Here is a 24,811-nt window from a genome sequence, read left to right as displayed (position 1 = left end):
AATTAGTGTGCTGATATGGCTCAGTTGGTAGAGCGCACCCTTGGTAAGGGTGAGGTCCCCAGTTCGACTCTGGGTATCAGCACCACTTTATTAAAGTGGGTTTAGAAGTTCGGCGAAAAGAATTAAAAGAATTTGCTTGGCGGCAATAGCGCGGTGGTCCCACCTGACCCCATGCCGAACTCAGAAGTGAAACGCCGTAGCGCCGATGGTAGTGTGGGGTCTCCCCATGCGAGAGTAGGACACTGCCAAGCATCAATTAAGCCAAGAGGCCATCCGAAAGGATGGCCTTTTTGCTTTGTGCCTTCCTAAAACGTACGGATCCTGCCTCTGCCAAGGCAATGAAACATTTTCACCTTCCGGTTGAACGCTCGACATCCTGCTAAAAAAACGCTATCTTCGGGCATCTAGAAGTCTAAACGTTTAAACGGATGTGTGAGGGTTAAGCAATGCCGATTCGTGTTCCTGATGAGTTACCTGCAGTCAGTTTTTTGCGCAATGAGAATGTCTTTGTCATGGCATCCTCTCGGGCAAAAACACAGGAAATCAGGCCATTGAAAGTACTGATCCTCAACCTGATGCCAAAAAAGATCGAGACGGAAAACCAGTTTTTACGTCTACTTTCCAACTCTCCGCTGCAAATCGACATTCAGCTGCTGCGTATCGACAGCCGTGAGTCAAAGAACACGCCGGCGGAGCATTTGAATAACTTTTACTGTGATTTTGAAGATATTCAGGATGAGAATTTCGACGGATTGATTGTCACCGGGGCACCGCTGGGACTGGTCGATTTCTGTGATGTTGCCTACTGGCCACAGATCGAACGGGTGATTGACTGGGCCAAGAATCACGTCACCTCCACGCTGTTTGTCTGTTGGGCGGTGCAGGCGGCATTGAACATTCTGTATGGTATTCCGAAGATGACGCGCGAAGTGAAACTGTCTGGGGTTTATCAGCACCAGACGCTGCAGCAGCATGCCTTGCTGACTCGCGGTTTTGATGAGACCTTCCTCGCACCTCACTCACGCTATGCAGACTTTCCTACGGAGATTATCCGTCAGTATACGGATCTGGATATCCTGGCCGAATCAGAACAAACCGGGGCCTATTTGTTCGCCAGTAAGGACAAGCGGCTGGCGTTTGTGACCGGTCACCCGGAGTATGATGCGCTAACGTTAGCTGGCGAGTATTGTCGCGATAACGATGCCGGTCTTAATCCTGTGGTACCGCTGAATTACTTCCCCGATGATAACCCCGAACTCACCCCCAAAGCGTCCTGGCGCAGCCATGGTCATCTGTTGTTTGCCAACTGGCTCAACTACTACGTTTACCAGATCACGCCGTACGATCTGCGTCATATGAACCCTACCCTCGAGTAATCCTTTTTCCCTAATCGGCGGCTGAATCGAGGCCGCCGACGCAATCTCTTCCCCATCCGTCTTCCTCATTTCACTCTCTTTTCTAGCAAAAACCATTGTTTTACAACTGGTTAAATTAATTTCGCCTCTGCCTTGGAACCGGTTTCCTTAACGGTGTCTGTTGTTATATTTATTAACCAATTGATAATAAAAGGCTAATAAAATATTTTATAATAAAATGGAAATGGTTTTTGATTTTTATTTTTAGTTGAGTATTCTTAGAGCCAGAGAGAAGAGATCTGACCAGTTAAGGATCGTTTTATACGCCCTGATCCACACTGATTTCTGATGAAGATGCGCCGGCTGAATGGCAACGGTGGTGCGCAACGATAGGAAGGAGCAAGACAATGACGCAACAGATAGTAGGCACGGAATTAACGTTTACGCAGGGTTTTAGCGCTGCTGAACGACAGGTGTTGACGGATGACGCGGTCGAATTCCTGGCGGAACTGGTGAGTAAATTTACTCCACAGCGCAACAAACTGTTGGCTGCGCGTGCCTGCTGGCAGCAGAAGATCGATCAAGGTGATCTTCCAGACTTCATTTCGGAAACTAATTCCATTCGTAATGAAAAGTGGTCGATCCGTGGCATACCAGAGGATCTTCGCGACCGCCGGGTGGAAATCACCGGTCCGGTTGAACGCAAGATGGTCATCAACGCCCTGAACGCCAATGTGAAGGTGTTTATGGCGGACTTCGAAGACTCACTGGCGCCTAGCTGGGACAAAGTCATCGACGGCCAAATCAACCTGCATGACGCGGTGAACGGCACCATCTCTTACACCAATGAAGCCGGCAAGATTTATCAGTTAAAGCCGAACCCGGCGGTATTGATTGCTCGCGTACGCGGCCTGCATTTGCCGGAAAAACACGTGCAGTGGCAGGGGGAAGCGATCCCCGGTGGCCTATTCGATTTTGCGCTGTATTTCTTCCATAACTATCGTCAACTGCTGGCTAAAGGCAGTGGCCCTTATTTCTACCTGCCAAAAACCCAGTCCTGGCAGGAAGCGGCTTGGTGGAGCGAAGTCTTCAGCTTTGCCGAGGATCGTTTCTCCCTGCCACGCGGCACGATCAAAGCCACGGTGCTGATCGAAACGCTGCCGGCAGTATTCCAGATGGACGAGATCCTCTACCACCTACGCGATCATATCGTCGGCTTGAACTGCGGCCGTTGGGATTACATCTTCAGCTATATCAAGACGTTGAAAAATCATGCTGACCGGGTATTGCCGGATCGTCAGTCGGTCACCATGGACAAGTCATTCCTTAGCGCCTATTCCCGGTTGCTGATCAAGACCTGCCACAAGCGCGGAGCCTTTGCCATGGGCGGCATGGCGGCGTTTATCCCGAGCAAAGACGCCGAGAAAAATGCCTGGGTGCTGAACAAGGTGCGGGCGGATAAAGAGCTGGAGGCCAATAACGGCCACGACGGTACCTGGGTGGCCCATCCAGGGCTGGCGGATACCGTAATGGAGGTCTTCAGCCGGGTGCTCGGTGAGCGCCGTAACCAACTGGAAGTGCTGCGTGAAAACGACGCGCCAATCAGTGCTGCGCAGTTGCTTGAACCTTGTGACGGGGAGCGTACCGAAGCCGGCATGCGCGCCAATATCCGCGTGGCGGTGCAGTACATCGAAGCCTGGATCTCCGGCAATGGCTGCGTCCCGATTTATGGCCTGATGGAAGACGCGGCGACGGCGGAAATTTCCCGTACCTCTATCTGGCAGTGGATCCACCATGAAAAGAGCCTGAGTGATGGCCAACTGGTCACCAAGGTGCTGTTCCGTCAGATGCTGAAAGAAGAAATGCTGGTAGTACGTGAAGAGTTGGGTGAGGCACGCTTTAACGCTGGCCGCTTCGACGAAGCGGCACGCCTGATGGAGCGTATCACTACGCAAGACGAATTAATCGATTTCCTGACTTTACCTGGCTATGAGCTACTGGCCTGAATCCGTTCCTGACCATTAACCCTACATTATTGAAAAGGATAAAAATTATGTCTACCTCTCGTGCTCAACAGATTCAACAACTGGAACAGGAATGGAAATCGGCTCGCTGGGAAGGCATCACCCGCCCGTACAGCGCGGAAGACGTCATTAACCTGCGCGGTTCGGTTAACCCGGTTTGCACCCTGGCACAGAACGGTGCCGCCAAGCTGTGGGAACTGCTGCACGGTAAATCACGCAAAGGCTACGTCAACAGTCTGGGGGCGCTCACTGGCGGCCAGGCACTGCAGCAGGCCAAGGCCGGTATCGAGGCGATTTACCTGTCCGGTTGGCAGGTGGCGGCGGATGCCAACACGGCGTCTGCGATGTACCCGGACCAGTCGCTGTACCCGGTTGACTCTGTGCCGGGTGTGGTTGAGCGCATCAACAACACCTTCCGCCGCGCCGACCAGATCCAGTGGGCCAACAAAATTGAGCCGGGCAGCAAAGGTTACACCGACTACTTCCTGCCGATCGTCGCCGATGCCGAAGCCGGCTTTGGTGGCGTGCTGAACGCTTTCGAACTGATGAAGGCGATGATTGAGGCCGGTGCTGCCGGGGTGCACTTCGAAGACCAACTGGCGGCGGTGAAAAAGTGCGGTCATATGGGCGGCAAAGTGCTGGTGCCGACCCAGGAAGCGATCCAGAAATTGGTTGCTGCGCGCCTGGCGGCCGATGTGCTCGGCGTGCCGACGTTAGTCATCGCACGTACCGATGCCGATGCCGCCGATTTACTGACCTCTGACTGCGACCCGTACGACCGCGAGTTTGTGTCCGGTGAGCGCACTGCCGAAGGTTTCTTCCGCACCCATGCCGGTGTCGAGCAAGCGATCAGCCGTGGCCTGGCATATTGCCCTTACGCTGACCTGGTGTGGTGCGAAACCTCCACGCCGGACCTGCAGGCGGCCAAGCGCTTTGCCGATGCGATCCATGCCAAATTCCCGGGCAAACTGCTGGCGTACAACTGCTCGCCGTCATTCAACTGGAAAAAGAACCTGGACGACCAGACTATTGCTCGCTTCCAGGAAGAGCTGTCGGCGATGGGCTACAAGTACCAGTTCATTACGCTGGCGGGCATCCACAGCATGTGGTTCAACATGTTTGACCTGGCGCATGCCTATGCACAGGGCGAAGGCATGAAACACTACGTCGAAAAAGTGCAGCAGCCAGAGTTCGACGCGGTGGCACGCGGTTATACCTTTGCCTCACACCAACAGGAAGTGGGTACCGGTTACTTCGACAAGGTGACCACCATTATTCAGGGCGGTGCTTCCTCAGTGACGGCATTGACCGGTTCTACGGAAGAACAGCAGTTCTGATGCAGTCACGCTGACGATAGTTAACTCTGAGCCTGCTTATGCAGGCTCTCTTTTCTGGCGGGAGGTAAGGATGGCGGCAAAACTGGAGCTGTTGATCGCGCAGACGATCCTGCAGGGCTTTGATGCACAGTACGGCCGCTTCCTGGAGGTGACCGCCGGTGCGCAGCAGCGTTTTGAGCGGGCGGACTGGCCGGCAGTGCAGCAGGCGATGAAAAAACGAATCCACCTGTACGATCATCACGTCGGCCTGGTGGTAGAGCAGCTGAAGTGCATCACCGGGCAACAGTATTTTGATGCAGACTTCCCCAGTCGGGTGAAGGCGGTGTATACCGATCTGCTGCCGGAGTACCCACGTTTTGAGATTGCCGAAAGCTTCTTCAATTCAGTCTACTGTCGGCTGTTCAGACATCGCGACCTGACACCGGAAAAACTGTTTGTTTTCAGCTCTCAGCCGGAAGGGCGCTTTCGCGACATCCCGCGTCCATTATCACGTGATTTCACCGCCAACGGTGACGTTTCGGCAATGTTGTACAACCTGCTGACCGATTTGCCTCTGCGGCTGCCGTGGGAAAACTTATCGCGCGATATTGATTACATCACGCTGGCGTTGCAGCAGAGTTTCAGCGCGCAACAATTGGCAGGTGCAACGTTCCAGATCGCCAATGAGCTGTTTTACCGCAACAAGGCGGCCTGGCTGGTGGGGAAATTGCGTGTGGCAGACCGGGTCTATCCTTTCCTGCTGCCGATCCATCACAGTGATTCCGGCGCCTTGTTTATTGATACCTGCCTGACCAGCAAGGCCGAGGCCAGCATCGTATTCGGCTTCGCCCGCTCCTACTTTATGGTTTACGCCCCTCTGCCGGCGGCAATGGTCGAGTGGCTGCGTGAAATACTGCCGGGCAAAACCACCGCTGAACTGTATATGGCGATTGGTTGCCAGAAGCACGGAAAAACAGAATGTTACCGTGAGTACCTGACGTTCATGAGTGGCTCGCAGGAGCAGTTCATCATCGCGCCGGGGGTGAAGGGCATGGTGATGCTGGTGTTTACCCTGCCGTCTTTCGATCGGGTATTCAAGGTGATCAAGGATGAGTTTGCGCCACAAAAAGAGGTGACGCAGGCGCAGGTGATGGCCTGCTACCAACTGGTGAAAGAACACGATCGCGTAGGACGCATGGCGGATACCCAGGAGTATGAAAACTTTGTCGTCGACAAGGCGCGACTCAGTCCGGAACTGCTGGCGGAACTGCAGCGCGAGGTGCCGGATAAGCTGGAGGATCTGGGCGATCGCATCGCGATCAGGCATCTGTATATGGAACGACGCATGACACCGCTGAATCTGTATCTGGAACAGGCCGATGAACAGCAGATGCGCGACGCGATAGAAGAATACGGTAACGCCATCAAGCAGCTGGCCGCCGCCAATATTTTCCCCGGCGATATGCTGTTCAAGAACTTTGGCGTGACCCGGCACGGGCGGGTGGTGTTCTACGACTACGATGAGATTTGCTACATGACCGAGGTCAACTTCCGCGATATTCCGCCACCGCGCTATCCGGAAGATGAGTTGGCCAGCGAACCCTGGTACAGCGTGTCACCCAATGACGTCTTCCCGGAGGAATTCAGGCACTTTCTGTGTGGTGACCGGCGCATCCGGCAGGTGTTTGAAGAGATGCATCGCGACCTGTTCGAGGCCGATTACTGGCGCGGGTTGCAACAGCGCATCCGCGATGGGCATGTGGAAGACGTGTTTGCTTACCGCAAAAAACGGCGCTTCAGCCAGCGTAGTGGTGCGGCGCTGCCCGCGACATCGGCTACGGCATAAGGGCGCGGTTCATTACCGCGCCCGGCAAGATTACGCTTTCGCACCCGCAACGGCGGCGCGCGCCAATTCGGTAATGCGGGCGTAGTCACCGCTTTCCAGTGCATCTGCCGGCACCAGCCAGGAGCCGCCGATGCACAGCACGCTTTTCAGCGCCAAATAGTCACGGTAGTTGTTCGGTGAGATGCCGCCGGTTGGGCAAAAGCGCACCTGCGGGAAGGGGCCGCTGATGGCCTGCAGCGCTTTCACGCCGCCGTTGGCTTCAGCCGGGAAGAATTTAAACTCACGCAGGCCGTGATCCATGCCCAGCATCAGTTCCGACACGGTGCAGATACCGGGAATCAACGGGATCGAACCGGCAGTGGCCGCTTTAAGCAGATCGGCGGTCAGGCCTGGGCTGATGGCGAACTGTGCGCCGGCGTCGGTGACTTCCTGCAGTTGCTGGGGATTAATAACCGTGCCGGCACCGATAATCGCGTCTGGCACTTCTTTGGCAATCGCACGGATCGCGTCCATCGCGCAGGCGGTGCGCAGTGTCACTTCCAATACCCGCACACCCCCGGCGACCAGGGCTTTCGCCAACGGCACCGCATGTTCCAGTTTATTGATGACGATCACCGGGACTACCGGTCCTGCCATCAGGATCTGCTCTGCGCTTGTCTTCCAATTGTTCATTAACGGTTTTCTCCAGTTATGGCCGCCGCCGTCGGGCTGTACGGCCATGCTATCGGTTAAAATTTAATGCAGCAGGCGCCCTGTTCGGCACCGGAAAGCTGGCTGCGCAAGGCGCCGAACAGTTCACGGCCACAGCCGATGTGTTCTGCGCTCAGGTCGGGTTGATAAGGTGCGCGCTGGGCCAGCAGGTCGGCATCGACCAACAGTGCCAACTCGCCAGTGCGGCCATTTACGCGGATCAGGTCGCCGTTTTGCACCTTGGCCAGCATGCCACCGGTGTAGGCTTCCGGGGTCACGTGAATGGCGGATGGAACCTTGCCGGAAGCGCCGGACAGGCGGCCATCGGTCACCAGTGCCACTTTAAAGCCACGGTCCATCAATACGCCCAACGGTGGCATCAGTTTGTGCAGTTCTGGCATGCCATTGGCCTGAGGCCCCTGGAAGCGCACCACCACCACACAATCGCGATCCAGTTTGCCGGCTTCAAACGCCGGTACGATGTCATGCTGGCTTTCAAAGACCACCGCCGGTGCTTCGATAATCTGGTTTTCAGCGGGGACTGCCGAGGTTTTCATCACCGCTCGGCCGAGGTTACCGGCCAGCACCTTGGTACCGCCGTGGTGCTCGAAAGGTTCGGCCACGCTGGCGATAACCTGGGCGTCGAGCGAACTCTCCACACCCTCGCGCCAGGCCAGTTGGCCATTATCCAGCCAGGGTTCCTGGGTGTAGCGCGTCAGGCCAAAACCGGCCACGGTATGCACGTCTTCGTGCAGCAGGCCGTGTTTCAACAGTTCGCGTACCACCAGGGCGACGCCGCCCGAGGCCTGGAATTGGTTGATGTCCGCCGGGCCGTTCGGGTAGATACGACATAACAATGGCACCGCGTCCGACAGTTCGGAGAAATCATCCCAGTTGATAATGATGCCGGCGGCGCGAGCCATTGCCACCATGTGCATGGTCAGATTGGTGGAGCCACCGGTAGCCAACAGCGCAACGATACCGTTCACCACCACCTTCTCATCCACCAGTCGGCCGATCGGCAGATAGTTGCCGGCGGTTTCGGTCAGGCGAGTGACCTGGCGTGCGGCGGCATCGGTCAGCGCATCGCGCAGCGGTGTGTCCGGGTGGACGAAGGAAGCGCCCGGTAGGTGCAGCCCCATCACTTCCATCACCATTTGGTTGGTGTTGGCGGTGCCGTAGAAAGTGCAGGTACCGATGCCATGGTAGGAGGCGGCCTCGGCCTCCAGCAGTGCCAGACGGTCGGCCTTGCCTTCGGCATACAGTTGGCGCACCCGGACTTTCTCTTTGTTCGGCAAGCCGCTGCTCATCGGGCCGGCGGGGACAAACAGCGACGGCAAATGGCCGAAGGACAGGGCGGACATCACCAGTCCCGGTACGATTTTGTCACAGATGCCGAGGAACAACGCGCCGTCGAACATATTGTGCGACAGGCCGATGGCGGAGGACATGGCGATCACGTCACGACTCATCAGTGACAGTTCCATGCCGTCCTGTCCTTGAGTCACACCGTCGCACATCGCTGGGACGCCACCGGCCACCTGACCGACGGCCCCTACTGCGTGCAGTGCCTGTTTAAGCTTTTGCGGGTAGTTTTCGTAGGGCTGGTGGGCGGACAACATGTCGTTATAAGCGGTAATGATGGCGATATCGCTGCGCACCATATTTTTCAGCGCAGTTTTGTCATCCGGCTGGCAGGCGGCGAATCCATGGGCCAGATTACCGCAGGCCAATTGGGCCCGATGTACGGTTTGTGAACGTGCTGCTTCAATGCGTGCCAGATAGGCGGTACGGCTCGATTTGGAACGGTCGATGATGCGTTGTGTGACACGGGATAGGGTTGGATTAATCATACCTTCCTCACATGCTATTGGTATAGACGCCGCCTGTGGCGGTGCCCCCCGGTGGTGAATTGCAGCCCTGATGTGCAAGGCCGGGGGCGCTGTTATGTCGTTATGGTGTTTTAAAACAGGGTGAAAGCAATCATGCCGATAATCCCGCCCACGCTACCCAGAATGGTTTCCATCACCGTCCAGGTTTTCAGCGTTTGCAGCTCATTGGCACCGGTAAATTTGCCGAACAGCCAGAAACCGGCGTCGTTGACGTGACTGAGTACGATAGACCCACCGGCAATACAGATAGCCAGCGCGGCCAGTTGTCCGCCGCCAAGCCCCAGTTGGCTGGTCACCGGTAACACCAGGCCGACGGTGGTCAGACAGGCCACGGTGGCAGATCCCTGAATCACTCGTACCATGGCGGACAGCACAAAGGCCGCGACGGCGATCGGCAGACCGGTACCGATCATGGCGTCCCCCAGGGCTGGGCCGACGCCGGAATCCACCAAAATCTGTTTGAAGACGCCACCGGCCCCGGTCATCAGCAAAATGATCCCGGCGGGCTGGACTGCCGCAGAGCAAATGGCCAGCGTTTGTTCGTTGGTCATGCCGCGCGGTTTCGCCAGACCATAAATCACGATCAAACAGGCGACTAAAATGGCGATAAACGGGTGGCCGATAAACTCCAGCCATTGTTGTAACTGCGAGCCAGGCGTGACCAGGCGGGCGCCAATGGTTTTCATGCCGACCAGCACCAGTGGGCAGAGTACCAGCGCCAGGCTAAGGCCAAATGACGGCAGTTTGGCGGTATTCAGCGTCGGTTCGTTTTCATCCGCCGGCATTGGCCAGTTAACGTAGCGGCTGATAAAGCTGCCGTACAAAGGGCCGGCAATCAGCATGCCGAGGACCGCGGCGACCAGACCGATGGCAATCATCCAGCCGAAGTCGGCCTTCATTTGTGAAGCCAGCAGCATCGGTACCGGCCCCGGTAGCAAGAACGACGCGGCGGCGGCGACACCGGCAAACAGCGGGATGGCCAGCTTAACGATGTTGCCGTCGGTGCGGCGCGCCACGGCAAACACGATGCCGATCAGCAGCACCACGGCCACGTCAAAGAACAGCGGCAAGGCACAGATCAAACCGGCAATGCCGAGTGCGTAATGGGCCTTGCTTTGGCCGAAACGTTTCAGCAAATGCGCCGCAATTTGGTCCAGCGCACCGACTTCATGCAGTATTTTGCCAAACATCGCCCCCAGCGCCACCACGATGGCCAGGAAGCCCAAGGTGTCGCCCATGCCTTTTTGCATGGTATCGGCAATGCGATCCAGCGGCATGCCGGAGAAGATCCCGGCAGCGATAGACACCAGCATTAATGCGACAAAGGCGTGCATACGCGCCTTCATCACCAGAAACAGCAGTAAGAGAACCGAGCCGACTGCGGTACCGACCAGCGTTACAGTATTCACGCGCACACATCCTGTGGCAGGAAACTTTGGATATGTTTCACCGTATCGGCGATCACCGCTTCCAGCGGCTGGTTGATGTCCACCGACATCACGTCGCTCTCATCTGCGCCCGGTTGTTCCAGCGCGGCAAACTGTGTTACCAGCATCTGTGGTTTGAAGAAGTGGCCGTTGCGGGCCGCCAGACGGGCTTCAATCACCGGGAAGTCACCGTGCAGGTAGATGAACGACAGGTTGCCATTACCGGCACGCAGGCGATCGCGGTAGTGTTTCTTCAGCGCTGAACAGACAATAACCGAAACATTGTTGGTTCGCTGCATGGCGAAGGCGGCGTCATTGAGTGCGGCCAGCCAAGGGGCACGATCGTCATCATTCAGCGGTTCGCCGGCGGCCATTTTCAGGATATTACTGCGCGGGTGCAGAAAATCACCGTCGAGGAACCCGGCAGAAAGTTGGCGGGCCGCTGCGGCGGCCACAGCGGACTTGCCACTGCCGGAAACGCCCATAATGACGTAAATGCGGTTTTGATTATTGGTCATGGCTTAGCTCCAAAACGATGAGAGACGTTACCTTATTCTATTTGTTACCGGTAACATGTTATCGGTAACATTGTCGAAGGAAGTTTCGTCGGTTGCAATGGGCTTTAGCTGCCAGGATCGTTATCTGTGATCGGCTTCAAGTTTTTATTGGGGGAGGGAAACAGGATCGGTACAGCGTTTTACATGCTGACAACAGCAGGGGCGCAATAAGCGTGGTGGACGGAAAGGCGATGGTTTGCACAACAGTGGCACCATTGTGCAAACCTATTATGTGGCTTTAATTATTGGTCGTTGCCTTCTTTTGTTCCAGCAGACGATCAACCTCCTGCTTGGCCTCACGGAATTGTTTTTGGTATTCCGGGCTGGCCTGCAGGCGGGCAAAAGCGCCGGCGGCCAGGAAGCGGCCTGCGTCAACGTCACTTTCCCAATGCACACCGCAAATCAGACGGCTACGGCCAAATTCATAGCCCTTTTTCATTAACGGGGTGGATAACTGCGGTTCCATTGCCGTTAACGTCATTGCCCACATCATCCCGGTAACGGCATGGCCAGAAGGGTAAGAACCACCATCGTTACTTAATGCGCTATGTTCTTTTGGGGTACAGCTGTCAATGCGCAATGCCGAATAGGGACGAATGCGGCTAAAGGCTTTCTTGGTGTCATTGGAGGCATAACCTGCATCGGTAAAGACACGGGCGAGCAGCAGGTGCAACCGAGGCGTATTTTTACGTGAAATAGTGATACCTAACGCCGGTGAGAATGCGCTGCCAATATAGTTAAAGGAGAGTTTGGCATCCTTGATCGCCAACTGGCCGCGTGGCGTATCGCGCAGCTTGCGTAATTCATGGAATGTCTCAATGTCGCTTTGTGCGGCGGCGGAGTTTTCCTTAGGTGGCGGCGGCAGGATTTTTGCTCCGTCCGGGTAATCCGCCGGAGTCAGATAGCCGTTGATCCAACCCTTGATATAAGGCGAGAAGCCCACGTCAGGATAGCCGATATCACTGTAATCGGTACGCCAGGTTTCAGTGGGATCATTATTTGGCGCAGTATCATCTTTTGCCTGGGCGGGTGATAAACATGCCACCGAGCCGAATAGTAATACCAATGCGGTAAATCTATTTATATTCTTCCTTGTTTTCATTATATTTCCCTCGTGTTGGTGTTATGTTTTCCGGTAATTTCTATGACTCAAGTCCTGAGATTAACTGACAACGAATAACCCTAAGAAATACAAAATATTTAACAGGATGCCGCATATTATTGTCGCCACTACCGGTGCGGCAATCTTCAATATTGGGCGTCCCAGCGCTTCGTTAAGGAAATAAAGTGCGGCGGTAATGCTGAATCCGGTATAACCCGCCATCTTGATGGAGGCAAAAATGGCACCAATCATCAGGGCGAACTCCATCAGCATGTTCATGGCGTTGCGGATGCTGTCGGATGCGTTACGAACCGAAGGATAGTTGCTCAACCAGCGGCCGATAGAGCGTAATAACAGGACTTCCAGCGTGATGGTTAACGCGCCGAAAATGGCCGCCAACCAGGGTGAGGGGGCCAGATAACCCACGGTAAAAACAAAGGTAAAACCGGCAACGGCGTAGACGCCGGTGGCTAGTGCGGTAGTGGCGATGAGCGGAATAAAACCTAACCCGCGCATAAATTCAGCCAGCGCCGCCTGATTCACCAGCGCCGCCGACTCCTCGGGTGAAACCCCAGGGGCCCAGGCTTTTGCCAGGGTGTAGATAGATACCTCGGATCCGCCAAACAGCTTCAGGCTGGCCACCGTCGATATCAGTGCGCCGGTAATGGCAAGCAGCGGCAGATTTTTGATAATTCTTGAGGTTCTTTCTTCAAAAACTGAGGCGCCGTGGTTGTTCTCATGATGCTTGCGCTGAGAAATATCACGAAAGATGGCAATCCCCAACAGCATGACCATACCGACGAAGATCTCGATGGATTCAGGGAAAAGAGAAGGGTAAAAACGTACCACAATCACGCGGGCCATCAGCACCACGACCGCGGCCAACAGGCTGTGACGCCAGCCGAATTGATAAAAAATAGCGACCAGTGGGAACAGGGCGAAAGCCGAAATCACCGGGCTGGAAAGCTCGCCCAGCGAACCGAGAATATCCACCGGCAGGGCGGTAAGCAGGGTGTTGATCGGTACCAGACTGGTTAATACCAATACGCCCCAGACCATGCCCAAAGTGAACGCCAGGTAACTGTTAAATGCCAATACGCCGATGATGTCGGTAGGCAGAAACAGTAACCAACTGTTCAACAGACCGGTTGATAAGGTAAATGAAATCCCGACGGAAGCCACGAAACCGATGCTTAAACCAAAGGCAATGCTGCCGGCCTCACGGCGGTTCATATTCCCTTCAACCAATTGCGGCAGAATGGGACGAATACCATCGTGAAATACGGCAACCGACCGATGAGAAAGCAGCGAGGTCATGCCTGTGAGCAAGGCAACGATAACAATATGCAAATATTGCTCCATGGGAGGCTCCTTAACCCAAGTGACCAATCAACATCGGGACGGCATGTTCGACATGTTCCACCGAAAGGCCAAAAGCCACTTTCCCTTCATCAATCCATTTAACTATTTGTTCTTCTTTTGCCTGTATTCCTGGTTTGGCAATGGTGCAGCAGCGGTTGTAACCGATAATGGCGATAGCAATAGATAGCGCTGCACCCGCCCCGGTGTTACAGGCACCAATAAAATAATCCAGTTCGCCGCTTTTGACTTTACCTGCCGCCTCCATATCGTTTTGGATAAAGCACTCAAATTTACCGGGTGCGGTGGATTCAATAACCTGTTTTATTTGCTCACGTTGTAAGCCTGCAATGCCGATTTTTTTCATTATTATTATCCTTTGAAGAATGTATTGGGGTTATCGCGCAGCATAAGGTCAATATCCCGCTGGTGGATCCCCGCCTGTAATAACATGGGAATGAACGTATCAATGAGGTAGCTGAACCCTGGGCCTTCGTTGGCCGCCAGGTGTGAGCGCCGGGTGATATCCATGGAGAGCATGACCTGACCTGATAAACCCCGTTGAGCGAGTGCCAGTAAGGTAGCCACACGTTTTTCGTCTGGGTAATAATTATTTTTCCCGATGGTATCGAATTGAATTAACGCACCGGTATCCAGAATGCGTAGCAACGTTTCCCACTGATCGCGAAGATCGCAATGACCGATAACAATATGCTCTGCGGCCACCCCGTAGCCGGTTAATAGCCGTAGCTGCTCCAGCCCCATGGTGCTAAAACTGGTGTGGGTCGAAATAGGTTTACCGGTCGCCAAATGTGCCAATGCGGCGGCGTGAAACACTTTTTCTTCCGTCGGGGTAATGGTGCCTTCACTGCTGCCTATTTCTGCGATGACGCTTGCACGTAACTCTGTGCCGTCAATGCCCTGTTCTATTTCGTCGATCATTTCCTGCGCCAATTGCTGCGCGCTACGTTGCGCGACATGTGGCGGGTAGAACTCCTGTTGGTAGTACCCGGTTGACGCCAGGATGTTAATGCCGCTTTCTTGCATCAGATCCAGCATAAATTGCGGGTTGCGTCCCATATAGCGATTGGTGACCTCAACCAGGTTGAGAACGCCTTTACTGACCAGCGTCCTCATTTCATCGACGAGCAAAGCGTAACAATCCAGCCTGCAATCCAAATCCTGCTTGAATGGCGACAGGTCGATATGCAGATGCTCGTGCGCATAGGTATAACCACGGCTATCGAATTGCGTTGAAAGATCCATTGTTGTCCCTTGTTGAGTTGTGAATAACACCAATGACCACTTTGTGGTTCAGAGGCGCCAAAGGTGTCACCGCAATGTCTGCATCGTTGCTGTTGCCTCAGACAGGCACTCTTAATTTTCATTTATTTGAAGATTTATGAACGACAAACTGGGTAGTGCCGTTGTTAAACCGGGTTTGTCGGCCGCTTGATAACTCTGTCCAGACTTTGGTTGTTCACTCTATATCCTCATTTTTTTGAATATATCAATGCAATGGTAAGTGAGCCTATTTGGGACAACAACGGGCAGATGACTATTACTTGAACAGGATCACAAATATAGTGAGGCGCCACAGTCGGCGCCGCTAAATTTTAATCGGCCGCTGATCCTGCATAAGGTGTGCTGTAGCCACCGAAATCATAAACATATTGCAAGATAGCCGTTCCGTTTTCATCCGCATGATTTTCGTGATTTATCAGGAGGGCGACGACGCCTTCTGCCCCGCGCAGATGTGCCCCTGCCAGTAAGCCTGATAAAGTGATCTCCACGTCATTAGGGCGGCCATCCGGAGGCGTTAACACCGGCTGGCACTCGCTCCAGCGAACCGTTTTTCCCAGATAATTACTCAGTTTTTCCCCGTGTTCGGCTAACTGTAAGACTATGTTTTGGTATTTATTGTCAAAATGGTCGAGGGCGATAAATTCCTGCTTGTCTGGATTGATGACATCCTCGAAAGAGTTAATACCATGTTTACCGGTAAATGTTCCTCGCCAGGTATTAACATCGGTAACGTGGATCTTCCCTTCGGGAAATTCCATTATTTTATCACGTACGCCATTGGCCCAATTGCTAACGTCTACATCCGAATAATACATCGGCAAACCATTGCTATCATAATGGGTATAATAGCCGAGATCCCAGAGGTCGTGTTCGCTGAACTGGTAACCCACAAAGCCCAGATAATTCATAACGGCATATTGCATTGTCCGAAACATTGCGGGATCACCAGAACCCCGGATATAGAATTTATCAACGCCCAGTTTTATAAAATAATCTTTTATCGAGGTAGTGCTGACCAATGGCGCGCCACTCTTGCTGCGGACAACACGCCCGGGAGATTCAACCTGTTGGTAGGTAACTGCCTGTTGATCATCGTAATGCTGGTCGTAATAGTCTGCATCAAGAGGATCGATAGAGCATTCAAAGGTTCTGATTGCGGTAAGAAAATCTGTATAGTCGCCATGACTGCTTTTTTTTGCGCGTTTCATTTTTATATTCCTTAGCGATATTCCCACAAGAGGGGAGATAATTTTGGAAGAAAAAATCACGCGGTTAGCTTATACCTCTTAATGGGTATTTATATTGATGTAAGGGATTATATTAATAAATGGCTGTAAAGCTATGCTGGCATAAATTATATACAAAACTTGATTATACAATCGGTACTTCGTTTCCTGATGCGGGATTATGCCGATAGTGGGGCGGGTGTTTTTTGTCAACCTGCCGTGCCAGCAGTGGTGCGATATTTCCCTGATTGTATTTTCATGCCGCTGGCCCGGATTTTATAAATTTGAATCAGGCCAGCAGTATCACGGGTATTTTAACGCACGCCGCCATATTCCAGGCTGATCTCTTTCGCCGCGTGGATCACCAACGCGCCCAGCTCAGTTACGCGGTTGTCGGTGATGCGAGACACCGGGCCGGAGATGGAGATGGCGGCGAAGGCTTCACGGTGCTCGTCGAAGATGCAGGCTGCTACGCAGCGCAGACCTAGTGCATGTTCTTCGTCGTCAAAGGAAAAGCCCTGCTTGCGAATCTGCGCCAGCCCTTCCTTCAGGTTGTGCGGTGTCAGAGTATGTTGGGTATAGGTTTGCATGCCCTTTTTATGCAGCAGTTTGGTGACCTGCTCATCCGGCAGGGTGGAAAGAAAGGCTTTCCCCGCGCCGGAAGCGTGCATCGGCAGTTTACCGCCGATCGGTGCCGACATGCGCATCAACGCGGTGCACTGTACCTGATCGATAATAATGGCCTGATACTCGCTGGTATCCAGCACCGCCAGATTAACCGTCTCGCCGGACTCCTCCATCAGGCGACGCAGCGTTGGGTGCACCATCGCCAACAGATTACGGCTCTGCAAAAAGCTGCTGCCGACCACAAAGGCGTGTGAGCCGATGGTCCACAGGCCAAGATCGCCCACCTGCCGCACGAAACCTTGCTGTTGCATGGTGGTAAGCAGGCGGTGGGTGGTGGAGTTCGGCAAACCGGCCTGTTGGGCCAGATCGGTTAGCGCGACATTGCCCTGAGCTTCGGCAATGTATTCCAATAATTTCAGACCACGGGTCAGCGACTGTACCTGGCCGGTCGCCGCACTGGCGGTCGGGGATGCAGCACGGGGCTTTTTGCCACGTTTGGCAGGAGCAGGGGTGACCATAATTCACGTTCCTTTTTCCGTATGATGGAATTCATTTTCGTTTTTTACGTGTGAATTGCAAGCCGTCAATCAGCTCATCGGATCTGTTGCCCGGCAACCTGAAAAACTCTCAATTAGCGCTCACCCCTTTGCCGGCACAACCTGTGCTAGGATGGCTCGTTGGTTTTTGCAGCAGTTGAGCGATGGGCTGGATCGGTAATTGAAGGGGTTACAGTGACAAATCGAGTAGAACAACTGCGCCGGCAGTTAGCGCAGCGAATTTTAGTGTTGGACGGCGGCATGGGCACCATGATCCAGAGCTATCGTCTGGAAGAGAGTGACTTTCGTGGCGAGCGTTTTGCCGACTGGCAGAGCGATCTGAAAGGCAATAATGACCTGCTGGTGCTAACCAAACCGGAAGTGATTACCGCCATTCACTACGGCTACCTGGAAGCGGGGGCCGACATTCTCGAAACCAATACCTTCAACTCCACGTCCATCGCCATGGCCGACTACCATATGGAGTCGCTGTCCGCCGAAATTAACTATCAGGCCGCCTGCCTGGCACGAGCCTGTGCCGATGAATGGACCGCACGCACGCCAGAGCAGCCGCGTTACGTGGCCGGGGTGCTGGGGCCGACCAACCGTACCGCCTCTATTTCACCGAACGTCAACGATCCGGCGTTCCGTAATGTTTCTTTCGATGAGCTGGTGGAAGCCTACCGCGAATCGACGCGTGCGCTGGTGGAAGGCGGTGTCGATCTGATCATGATCGAAACCATCTTCGATACTCTGAACGCCAAAGCCGCCGCCTTCGCGGTGGAAACCGAATTTGAAGCCCTGGGCGTTGCGTTGCCGATCATGATTTCCGGTACCATCACCGACGCCTCCGGCCGTACCCTGTCGGGCCAGACCACCGAAGCCTTCTATAACTCAATGCGCCACGTCAAGCCGCTGAGCTTTGGCCTGAACTGTGCGCTGGGCCCGGACGAACTGCGCCAATACGTTTCTGAGCTGTCGCGTATCTCGGAAAGCTACGTCACCGCTCACCCCAACGCCGGGTTACCCAACGCCTTCGGCGAATACGATCTGGACGCGCAAGAAATGGCGAAACAGGTCGGTGAGTGGGCGAATGCCGGCTTCCTGAATATTATCGGTGGCTGCTGCGGCACCACGCCGGAACACATTGCCGCGATGGTCAAGGCCGTGGCGGGCGTACCCCCGCGCCAACTGCCGGCGATCCCGGTCGCCTGCCGTCTGGCCGGCCTTGAGCCGTTGAACATTGACGCCAAGACGCTGTTCGTCAACGTGGGCGAGCGTACCAACGTCACCGGTTCCGCCCGCTTTAAGCGGCTGATCAAAGAAGAGAAATACAGTGAAGCGTTAGCCGTTGCCCGCCAGCAGGTGGAAAGCGGCGCACAGATTATCGACATCAACATGGATGAGGGGATGCTCGACGCCGAAGCGGCGATGGTGCGTTTCCTCAACCTGATTGCCGGTGAACCGGATATTGCCCGCGTGCCGATCATGATCGATTCCTCCAAATGGTCGGTGATCGAGAAAGGCCTGAAGTGTATTCAGGGCAAAGGCATTGTTAACTCTATCTCGATGAAAGAGGGCGAAGAAGCCTTTATTCACCACGCCAAACTGGTGCGCCGCTACGGTGCTGCGGTCGTGGTGATGGCATTTGACGAGGCAGGCCAGGCGGATACCCGCGAGCGCAAGTTCGAGATTTGTCGCCGCGCTTATAAAATCCTGACCGAGCGCGTCGGCTTCCCGCCGGAAGACATCATTTTTGACCCGAATATTTTTGCCGTCGCCACCGGTATCGATGAGCATAACAACTATGCCGTCGACTTTATCGAAGCCTGTGCCGACATCAAAACCCACCTGCCGCATGCGATGATCTCCGGTGGGGTGTCCAACGTGTCGTTTTCATTCCGCGGTAACGATCCGGTGCGTGAGGCGATCCACGCGGTATTCCTGTATCACGCGATCCGCAACGGCATGGATATGGGCATCGTTAACGCCGGGCAGTTGGCGATCTACGACGATCTGAGCGCCGAGTTGCGCGATGCGGTGGAGGACGTGATCCTCAACCGCCGCGACGACGGTACCGAGCGGCTGCTGGAGCTGGCGGAAAAATACCGCGGCAGCAAAGACAACGAAGTGGCGGTGCAGCAGGCTGAATGGCGCGGCTGGCCGGTCGAAAAACGGCTGGAATATTCACTGGTCAAAGGGATTACCGAGTTTATCGAACTGGATACCGAAGAAGCGCGCCAGCGTGCGGATCGTCCGATCGAAGTGATCGAAGGGCCGCTGATGGCGGGGATGAACGTGGTCGGTGACCTGTTCGGCGAAGGCAAGATGTTCCTGCCTCAGGTGGTGAAATCCGCCCGTGTGATGAAGCAGGCGGTGGCCTATCTGGAGCCGTACATCGAGGCCAGCAAAGAGAAAGGGACGACGGCGGGTAAAATCCTGCTGGCGACGGTGAAGGGCGATGTACACGACATCGGCAAAAATATCGTCGGCGTGGTGTTGCAGTGCAACAACTACGAAATTGTCGATTTGGGCGTGATGGTGCCGACGGAGAAAATCCTGAAAACCGCGCGTGAGCAGAACGTCGATATCATCGGCCTGTCGGGGCTGATTACCCCGTCGCTGGACGAGATGGTCAACGTGGCTAAAGAGATGGAGCGTCAGGGCTTTACCCTGCCGTTGCTGATCGGCGGTGCCACGACGTCCAAGGCCCATACCGCGGTGAAGATTGAGCAAAATTACAGTGGCTCAACCACCTACGTGCAAAATGCCTCACGCACCGTGGGTGTGGTGTCGGCACTGCTTTCCGCCACCCAACGCGACGATTTCGTGGCGCGAACCCGTAAAGAATATGAAACCGTGCGCATCCAGCACGCGCGTAAAAAACCACGCACTCCGCCAGTCAGCCTGCAAAAAGCGCGCGATAACGCCATGGTGCTGGATTGGGAAAGTTATCAGCCGCCGGTGCCGAAACAGTTGGGCGTTTACCCGGTTGAAGCCGGTATAGAAACGCTGCGCCATTACATCGACTGGACGCCGTTCTTTATGACCTGGTCGCTGGCGGGTAAATACCCGCGCATTCTGGAAGATGAAGTGGTGGGTGAAGAGGCCAAACGGCTGTTCGCCGACGCCAACCAGATGCTGGACATGCTTGCCGCCAACGGCAGCCTCAACCCGCGCGGCGTCTATGGCCTGTTCCCGGCCAACCGCGTCGGCGACGATGTGGAGGTGTACCGTGACGAAAACCGTGATGAGGTGCTGGTGGTCAGCCGCCACCTGCGTCAACAGACGGAAAAAACCGACTTCCCGAACTACTGTCTGGCGGACTTTGTCGCGCCGAAAAGCAGCGGCAAGGCCGACTACTTCGGTGCTTTCGCGGTGACCGGCGGTCTGGAAGAGGATGAACTGGCGGCGGCCTATGATGCGCAGCACGATGATTACAATAAAATCATGGTGAAGGCGCTGTCGGATCGTCTGGCGGAGGCTTTCGCCGAGTACCTGCACGAGCAGGTGCGCAAGCTGCACTGGGGTTTCGCGGCGGAAGAGAACCTGAGCAACGAAGAGCTGATCCGCGAAAATTATCAGGGCATCCGTCCGGCTCCGGGCTATCCGGCCTGCCCGGAACACACCGAGAAAGCGGAAATCTGGCGCCTGCTGGACGTTAACCGCCACACCGGTATGGTGTTGACCGAATCCTTCGCCATGTGGCCGGGGGCGGCGGTGTCCGGCTGGTACTTTAGCCACCCGCAAAGCAAGTATTTTGCGGTAGCCCAGCTCCAGCGCGATCAGGTGGAAGACTATGCGGCGCGTAAAGGCATGAGCGTCAGCGAGGTTGAACGCTGGCTGGCACCCAACCTCGGCTACGACGCCGACTGATTATCCTTCTTTAGGGGCGCGGCTTGCCGCGCCCCTGTCATTGCGCCTCCACGTCAATGTGCAGCGCGTCGTAACGCCAATATTCCAAATCACAATCAATCACCCGATCGTGCTGATCGCGGTTAACCCGGGTAATAAACAGCGCCGGGCTGCCGTAGGTTACTTTCAGCATGGTGGCCGCTTCCTGTGGCAGCAGGGTGGGCAGCATATCGAAACGCACCCGGCCATAACGAATGCCATAGCGTTCGGCGTACAGCCCGGTCAGCGACTGGGTTAAATCTTCTTCCAGGATACCGGCAAAATAGGCGGGATTGAGGTAGTGCTCGCAGTACAACACCGCACGACCGTCGATATAGCGCAGCCGACGAATGCGGTAGATCTCGCTACCGGGGGACAGATCCAAGCGTTGGCACAGGCTGCCGTACAGCGGCAGAGTGGCGGCGTCGATCACTTCGGTATGGGCATCGCGTCCCTGCTGCTGCGCCATGGCGTGGAAATGGCTGCGCTGCAACGGGTTGTACACCAGCCGGGGCGGCGAAATAAACCAGCCACGCCTGACCTGACGGTAAATCACACCCTGCGCCTCCAACTGGCCGAGCGCTTCCTGCAGCGTAATGCGGGTGGTGGAAAACTGTTCGCTCAGGGCTCGCTCGGAAGGCAGTTTGCCGTCGGCGTTGAACTCCCCGTCGGCGATACGGCTGGCCAGAATCTGGCAAATAGTCGCCACGGTTGTTGTTCCTTCACTCATGCACAGTTGCCCCAATTGAGTGCGCTTTGCCCCGCTAAAGGTAGACCAACGCCGGCTTCGGTGACGCCCGAATGCGATAAAAATGCTGCTTTTTTAGACTGACATATAATTATCACATTCGTCCGTTAGATTGGCTTGGTTCTTGCTGGACTAGTCCAGCCACTTCCACACTACCACCCGGAGCATCAGTTATGAAACGTTTGTGCGCTTCTGTGTTAACCAGTGCCATTATCCTGTCCAGCCAAACCAGCTGGGCTGCCGATTCCGATCTGGCGGCGCTGGCACAGGCTGCCAAGAAGGAAGGGGAAGTCAACAGCGTCGGTATGCCGGACAGCTGGGCCAACTGGAAAGACACCTGGCAGGATCTGCTCAGCAAGTACGGCCTGAAACATGCCGATACCGACATGAGCTCGGCGCAGGAAATCGCCAAGTTCGATGCCGAAAAGAGCAACGCTACGGCGGATATCGGTGATGTGGGCGCGGCATTCGGCCCGATCGCGGTACAAAAAGGGGTGACCCAGCCGTACAAGCCATCCACCTGGGATCAGGTGCCTGACTGGGCGAAAGACAAAGACGGTCATTGGGCGCTGGCCTATACCGGCACCATTGCTTTCATCATCAACAAGAAACAGGTGAAAGAGATCCCGCATAGCTGGGCGGATCTGCTGAAAGGAACCTATCAGGTCACTATCGGTGACGTGGGTACCGCCTCGCAGGCGGCCAGCGGCGTATTGGCGGCCACTTACGCCATGGGCGGCAATGAGAAGAACCTGAAGCCGGGCCTGGAATTCTTCGGCAAGCTGGCGAAAGCCGGCCGTTTGAGCCTGAGCAACCCGGTGATCGCCTCACTGGAAAAAGGCGAAGTCCAGGTCGGCGTAGTTTGGGACTTTAACGGCCTTAACTACCGTGACCAGATCGACAAAACCCGCTTTGAAGTGCTGATCCCGTCCGACGGCTCAATCACCTCAGGCTACACCACCATCATCAACAAATACGCCAAGCACCCGAACGCCGCCAAGCTGGCGCGTGAATACATCTTCTCCGACGCCGGCCAGATCAACCTGGCGCGTGGCTACGCGCGTCCCATCCGTGCCGAACATCTGACGCTGCCGGACGATGTCAAAGCCAAGCTGCTGCCGGCCGAACAATATAAAAATGCTCACCCAATCGCCGATCCGGCGGCCTGGGAGCAAAGCGCCAAAACGCTGCCGCGCCAGTGGCAGGAAAACGTCATTATGTTTATGCAGCAGTGAGTTAAGCCATTATGAAAACGATCCTCGTACTGCTGGACGGGCTGAACTATCAGGTGGCGCATGACGCCATGGGCTATCTGCAGGCCGAATGTGCGGCAGGGCGCGGACGGTTATATCAATTGGAGAGCGAGCTTCCCTCGCTCTCCCGCCCGCTGTATGAGTGCATCCTCACTGGCGTGCCGCCGGTGGAGAGTGGCGTGGTGCATAATCAGGTATCACGCCTCTCACAGCAGCAAAGCGTGTTTCACTATGCGCGTGCCGCAGGGCTAACCACCGCTGCGGCGGCCTACCATTGGTTCAGTGAGCTGTATAACCGCACCCCGTTTGATGCCGCGCGCGATCGCCATACCGACGATGCCGAGTTGCCGATCCAGCACGGCCATTTTTATTACGACGACCGCTACCCGGACTCCCATCTGTTTGACGATGCCGAAAGCCTGCGCCGCCGTCATCAGCCCGATTTCTTGCTGATCCACCCGATGAACATTGATGATGCCGGGCACCGCTTCGGCCTGTCTTCGCCGCAATACCGCAATTCGGCGCGCAATGCTGACGGCGTGCTGTCGCGCTATTTGGCCGATTGGTTGGCAGACGGTTATCAGGTGATGGTTACCGCCGATCATGGCATGAATGACGATCGCAGCCACGGCGGCGTGTTGCCGGAAGAGCGTCAGGTGCCGCTGTTTGTCTTCGGCAGCGCATTTAGCCAAAACGATGCCGACCCGCAGCAAACCGACCTGTGCGGTACGTTGTGCGAGGTGCTGCAGGTGGCGCACGACAAGCCACGCTGCCGTGCGCTGTTGGCATAAGGGTGATTGATGAAAGCCAAGTGGATTGCCGCCTTGTGCCTGTTGCCGTTTATCCTGCTGTTTGGTGCGTTCCAAATCGCGCCGCTGGTGTGGATTGCGGTCAGCAGTTTTTTCAGCCAAACCAGCGGCTGGGGGCTGGGCAACTATGTTGATGTGTTGACCTCGCCGTTCTATCTGCAGGCGTTTCAGTTCTCGCTGGAGATTTCTCTCTGGTCGAGCGTCTATGGGCTGTTAATCGCCCTGGTGGGCAGTTACTCACTGCGCCAGCTGGGTCAGACGCGGTTCCATGATTTTGTGATGTCGTTTACCAACATGACCAGCAACTTCGCCGGGGTGCCGCTGGCGTTTGCCTTCGTCATCCTGCTGGGGCTGAATGGCTGCCTGACGCTACTGCTGCGCAAATACGGCCTGATGGAGAGTTTTAACCTTTATTCCAAAACCGGGCTGATTGTGCTCTACACCTACTTCCAGATCCCGCTCGGCGTGCTGCTGCTGTACCCGGCGTTTGATGCGCTGCGTGAAGACTGGCGCGAATCGGCATCTTTGCTCGGAGCCAGTCCGTGGCGCTATTGGCGGCATATCGGCTTGCCGGTGCTGGCACCGGCGCTGATGGGCACCTTTGTCATCCTGTTGGCCAACGCATTGGGTGCTTATGCCACTGTGTATGCGCTGACCACCGGCAATTTTAACGTTATCCCCATCCGGATCTCGGCGCTGGTGGCGGGGGACATCTCTCTCGATCCTAACCTGGCCAGCGCGCTGGCGATGCTGCTGGTGGCGATGATGGCGTTTATCACTCTGATCCATCAGTGGCTGCTGCGCAGGAGTTACCTCAATGCACGCTCATAATATTGCGGAGGGCG

The 24,811-nt window shown here is 55.3% G+C and carries 19 protein-coding genes, 1 tRNA gene and 1 rRNA gene; 10 read left to right on the top strand and 11 right to left on the bottom strand.

All coding sequences use genetic code 11. The features are described 5' to 3' along the window. Positions 1-9 precede the first annotated feature (9 nt). The 6 genes from ACNT1W_RS24490 to aceK all read left to right on the top strand — a co-directional run bounded on the left by ACNT1W_RS24490 (position 10) and on the right by aceK (position 6,541). Positions 10-85: transfer RNA gene (locus tag ACNT1W_RS24490), tRNA-Thr, on the top strand. 50 nt (positions 86-135) lie between these two features. Then, positions 136-251 (top strand): 5S ribosomal RNA (gene rrf, locus ACNT1W_RS24485). A 195-nt stretch (positions 252-446) separates the two neighbouring features. Then, the gene (metA, locus tag ACNT1W_RS24480; RefSeq protein WP_012147198.1) at positions 447-1,376 is read left to right on the top strand and encodes a homoserine O-acetyltransferase MetA; all 930 of its coding nucleotides are present in this window, start codon (positions 447-449) and stop codon (positions 1,374-1,376) included. Positions 1,377-1,762: 386 nt separating this feature from the next. Further along, positions 1,763-3,361, top strand: coding sequence for a malate synthase A (gene aceB / locus ACNT1W_RS24475; RefSeq protein ID WP_419246265.1), 1,599 nt, complete (start codon positions 1,763-1,765; stop codon positions 3,359-3,361). 47 nt (positions 3,362-3,408) lie between these two features. Next, on the top strand, positions 3,409-4,716 hold the full coding sequence (gene aceA / locus ACNT1W_RS24470; RefSeq protein WP_112362601.1) for an isocitrate lyase: 1,308 nt from the start codon (positions 3,409-3,411) through the stop codon (positions 4,714-4,716). 70 nt (positions 4,717-4,786) lie between these two features. Next, positions 4,787-6,541: a bifunctional isocitrate dehydrogenase kinase/phosphatase gene (gene aceK / locus ACNT1W_RS24465; protein ID WP_012147195.1), complete on the top strand. Its 1,755-nt coding sequence runs from the start codon at positions 4,787-4,789 to the stop codon at positions 6,539-6,541. Positions 6,542-6,571: 30 nt separating this feature from the next. Here the strand turns inward: aceK and ACNT1W_RS24460 are convergent, their stop codons facing one another. From ACNT1W_RS24460 to iclR, 10 genes are all read right to left on the bottom strand, one after another. After that, a complete protein-coding gene (locus ACNT1W_RS24460) occupies positions 6,572-7,213 on the bottom strand; it encodes a bifunctional 4-hydroxy-2-oxoglutarate aldolase/2-dehydro-3-deoxy-phosphogluconate aldolase (protein WP_012147194.1) in 642 nt (213 codons plus the stop codon). A gap of 56 nt (positions 7,214-7,269) precedes the next feature. After that, positions 7,270-9,084 carry a phosphogluconate dehydratase gene (edd, locus tag ACNT1W_RS24455; protein WP_012147193.1) on the bottom strand — a complete coding sequence of 605 codons (1,815 nt, stop codon included), beginning with the start codon at positions 9,082-9,084 and terminating at the stop codon, positions 7,270-7,272. A gap of 110 nt (positions 9,085-9,194) precedes the next feature. Continuing rightward, positions 9,195-10,532, bottom strand: a complete 1,338-nt coding sequence (gene gntU / locus ACNT1W_RS24450) for a gluconate transporter (RefSeq protein WP_259190297.1) — start codon at positions 10,530-10,532, stop codon at positions 9,195-9,197. Continuing rightward, positions 10,529-11,068, bottom strand: a complete 540-nt coding sequence (gntK, locus tag ACNT1W_RS24445; RefSeq protein WP_012147191.1) for a gluconokinase — start codon at positions 11,066-11,068, stop codon at positions 10,529-10,531. Before gntK ends, gntU begins: the two co-directional genes overlap by 4 nt. 277 nt (positions 11,069-11,345) lie before the next feature. Further along, positions 11,346-12,209: an acid phosphatase gene (locus ACNT1W_RS24440; RefSeq protein WP_012147190.1), complete on the bottom strand. Its 864-nt coding sequence runs from the start codon at positions 12,207-12,209 to the stop codon at positions 11,346-11,348. A 60-nt stretch (positions 12,210-12,269) separates the two neighbouring features. Next, positions 12,270-13,571 carry a YhfT family protein gene (locus tag ACNT1W_RS24435; protein ID WP_115183631.1) on the bottom strand — a complete coding sequence of 434 codons (1,302 nt, stop codon included), beginning with the start codon at positions 13,569-13,571 and terminating at the stop codon, positions 12,270-12,272. 10 nt (positions 13,572-13,581) lie between these two features. Beyond that, a complete protein-coding gene (locus ACNT1W_RS24430) occupies positions 13,582-13,935 on the bottom strand; it encodes a DUF2620 domain-containing protein (protein WP_112362605.1) in 354 nt (117 codons plus the stop codon). Between the two features lie 5 nt (positions 13,936-13,940). After that, positions 13,941-14,834: a phosphotriesterase-related protein gene (locus tag ACNT1W_RS24425; protein WP_261423100.1), complete on the bottom strand. Its 894-nt coding sequence runs from the start codon at positions 14,832-14,834 to the stop codon at positions 13,941-13,943. Between the two features lie 350 nt (positions 14,835-15,184). Further along, a complete protein-coding gene (locus tag ACNT1W_RS24420; RefSeq protein WP_261099248.1) occupies positions 15,185-16,081 on the bottom strand; it encodes a hypothetical protein in 897 nt (298 codons plus the stop codon). Between the two features lie 332 nt (positions 16,082-16,413). Beyond that, positions 16,414-17,244, bottom strand: coding sequence for a glyoxylate bypass operon transcriptional repressor IclR (gene iclR / locus ACNT1W_RS24415; RefSeq protein WP_012147185.1), 831 nt, complete (start codon positions 17,242-17,244; stop codon positions 16,414-16,416). A 198-nt stretch (positions 17,245-17,442) separates the two neighbouring features. On the opposite strand from iclR, the gene metH reads away from it, so the two are divergent. Beyond that, positions 17,443-21,138, top strand: coding sequence for a methionine synthase (metH, locus tag ACNT1W_RS24410; protein ID WP_419246890.1), 3,696 nt, complete (start codon positions 17,443-17,445; stop codon positions 21,136-21,138). Between the two features lie 37 nt (positions 21,139-21,175). Here the strand turns inward: metH and ACNT1W_RS24405 are convergent, their stop codons facing one another. Continuing rightward, entirely contained in the window at positions 21,176-21,886 is a 711-nt protein-coding gene (locus ACNT1W_RS24405) for a UTRA domain-containing protein (RefSeq protein WP_375189601.1), read from the bottom strand. A gap of 191 nt (positions 21,887-22,077) precedes the next feature. On the opposite strand from ACNT1W_RS24405, the gene ACNT1W_RS24400 reads away from it, so the two are divergent. The 3 genes from ACNT1W_RS24400 to ACNT1W_RS24390 are packed head-to-tail and all read left to right on the top strand — an operon-like array spanning position 22,078 to position 24,797. Continuing rightward, entirely contained in the window at positions 22,078-23,139 is a 1,062-nt protein-coding gene (locus ACNT1W_RS24400) for an ABC transporter substrate-binding protein (RefSeq protein WP_017894228.1), read from the top strand. An 11-nt stretch (positions 23,140-23,150) separates the two neighbouring features. Continuing rightward, complete coding sequence (locus ACNT1W_RS24395; RefSeq protein ID WP_261133040.1) at positions 23,151-23,948, top strand: alkaline phosphatase family protein; 798 nt, start codon at positions 23,151-23,153, stop codon at positions 23,946-23,948. A gap of 9 nt (positions 23,949-23,957) precedes the next feature. After that, complete coding sequence (locus ACNT1W_RS24390) at positions 23,958-24,797, top strand: ABC transporter permease (RefSeq protein ID WP_012147180.1); 840 nt, start codon at positions 23,958-23,960, stop codon at positions 24,795-24,797. Positions 24,798-24,811 lie beyond the last annotated feature (14 nt).

The organism is Serratia sp. NFX21 (assembly GCF_048517035.1).
Taxonomy (GTDB): Bacteria; Pseudomonadota; Gammaproteobacteria; order Enterobacterales; family Enterobacteriaceae; genus Serratia; species Serratia quinivorans.
This window is presented reverse-complemented; position numbering and strand designations above follow the sequence as displayed.

Bases quoted from the DNA above. Each gene is read 5' to 3' on its own strand.
- metA (WP_012147198.1), top strand. From the start codon at position 447: ATGCCGATTCGTGTTCCTGATGAGTTACCTGCAGTCAGTTTTTTGCGC.
- aceB (WP_419246265.1), top strand. From the start codon at position 1,763: ATGACGCAACAGATAGTAGGCACGGAATTAACGTTTACGCAGGGTTTT.
- aceA (WP_112362601.1), top strand. From the start codon at position 3,409: ATGTCTACCTCTCGTGCTCAACAGATTCAACAACTGGAACAGGAATGG.
- aceK (WP_012147195.1), top strand. From the start codon at position 4,787: ATGGCGGCAAAACTGGAGCTGTTGATCGCGCAGACGATCCTGCAGGGC.
- ACNT1W_RS24460 (WP_012147194.1), bottom strand. From the start codon at position 7,213: ATGAACAATTGGAAGACAAGCGCAGAGCAGATCCTGATGGCAGGACCG.
- edd (WP_012147193.1), bottom strand. From the start codon at position 9,084: ATGATTAATCCAACCCTATCCCGTGTCACACAACGCATCATCGACCGT.
- gntK (WP_012147191.1), bottom strand. From the start codon at position 11,068: ATGACCAATAATCAAAACCGCATTTACGTCATTATGGGCGTTTCCGGC.
- ACNT1W_RS24440 (WP_012147190.1), bottom strand. From the start codon at position 12,209: ATGAAAACAAGGAAGAATATAAATAGATTTACCGCATTGGTATTACTA.
- ACNT1W_RS24435 (WP_115183631.1), bottom strand. From the start codon at position 13,571: ATGGAGCAATATTTGCATATTGTTATCGTTGCCTTGCTCACAGGCATG.
- ACNT1W_RS24430 (WP_112362605.1), bottom strand. From the start codon at position 13,935: ATGAAAAAAATCGGCATTGCAGGCTTACAACGTGAGCAAATAAAACAG.
- ACNT1W_RS24425 (WP_261423100.1), bottom strand. From the start codon at position 14,834: ATGGATCTTTCAACGCAATTCGATAGCCGTGGTTATACCTATGCGCAC.
- ACNT1W_RS24420 (WP_261099248.1), bottom strand. From the start codon at position 16,081: ATGAAACGCGCAAAAAAAAGCAGTCATGGCGACTATACAGATTTTCTT.
- iclR (WP_012147185.1), bottom strand. From the start codon at position 17,244: ATGGTCACCCCTGCTCCTGCCAAACGTGGCAAAAAGCCCCGTGCTGCA.
- ACNT1W_RS24405 (WP_375189601.1), bottom strand. From the start codon at position 21,886: ATGAGTGAAGGAACAACAACCGTGGCGACTATTTGCCAGATTCTGGCC.
- ACNT1W_RS24400 (WP_017894228.1), top strand. From the start codon at position 22,078: ATGAAACGTTTGTGCGCTTCTGTGTTAACCAGTGCCATTATCCTGTCC.
- ACNT1W_RS24395 (WP_261133040.1), top strand. From the start codon at position 23,151: ATGAAAACGATCCTCGTACTGCTGGACGGGCTGAACTATCAGGTGGCG.
- ACNT1W_RS24390 (WP_012147180.1), top strand. From the start codon at position 23,958: ATGAAAGCCAAGTGGATTGCCGCCTTGTGCCTGTTGCCGTTTATCCTG.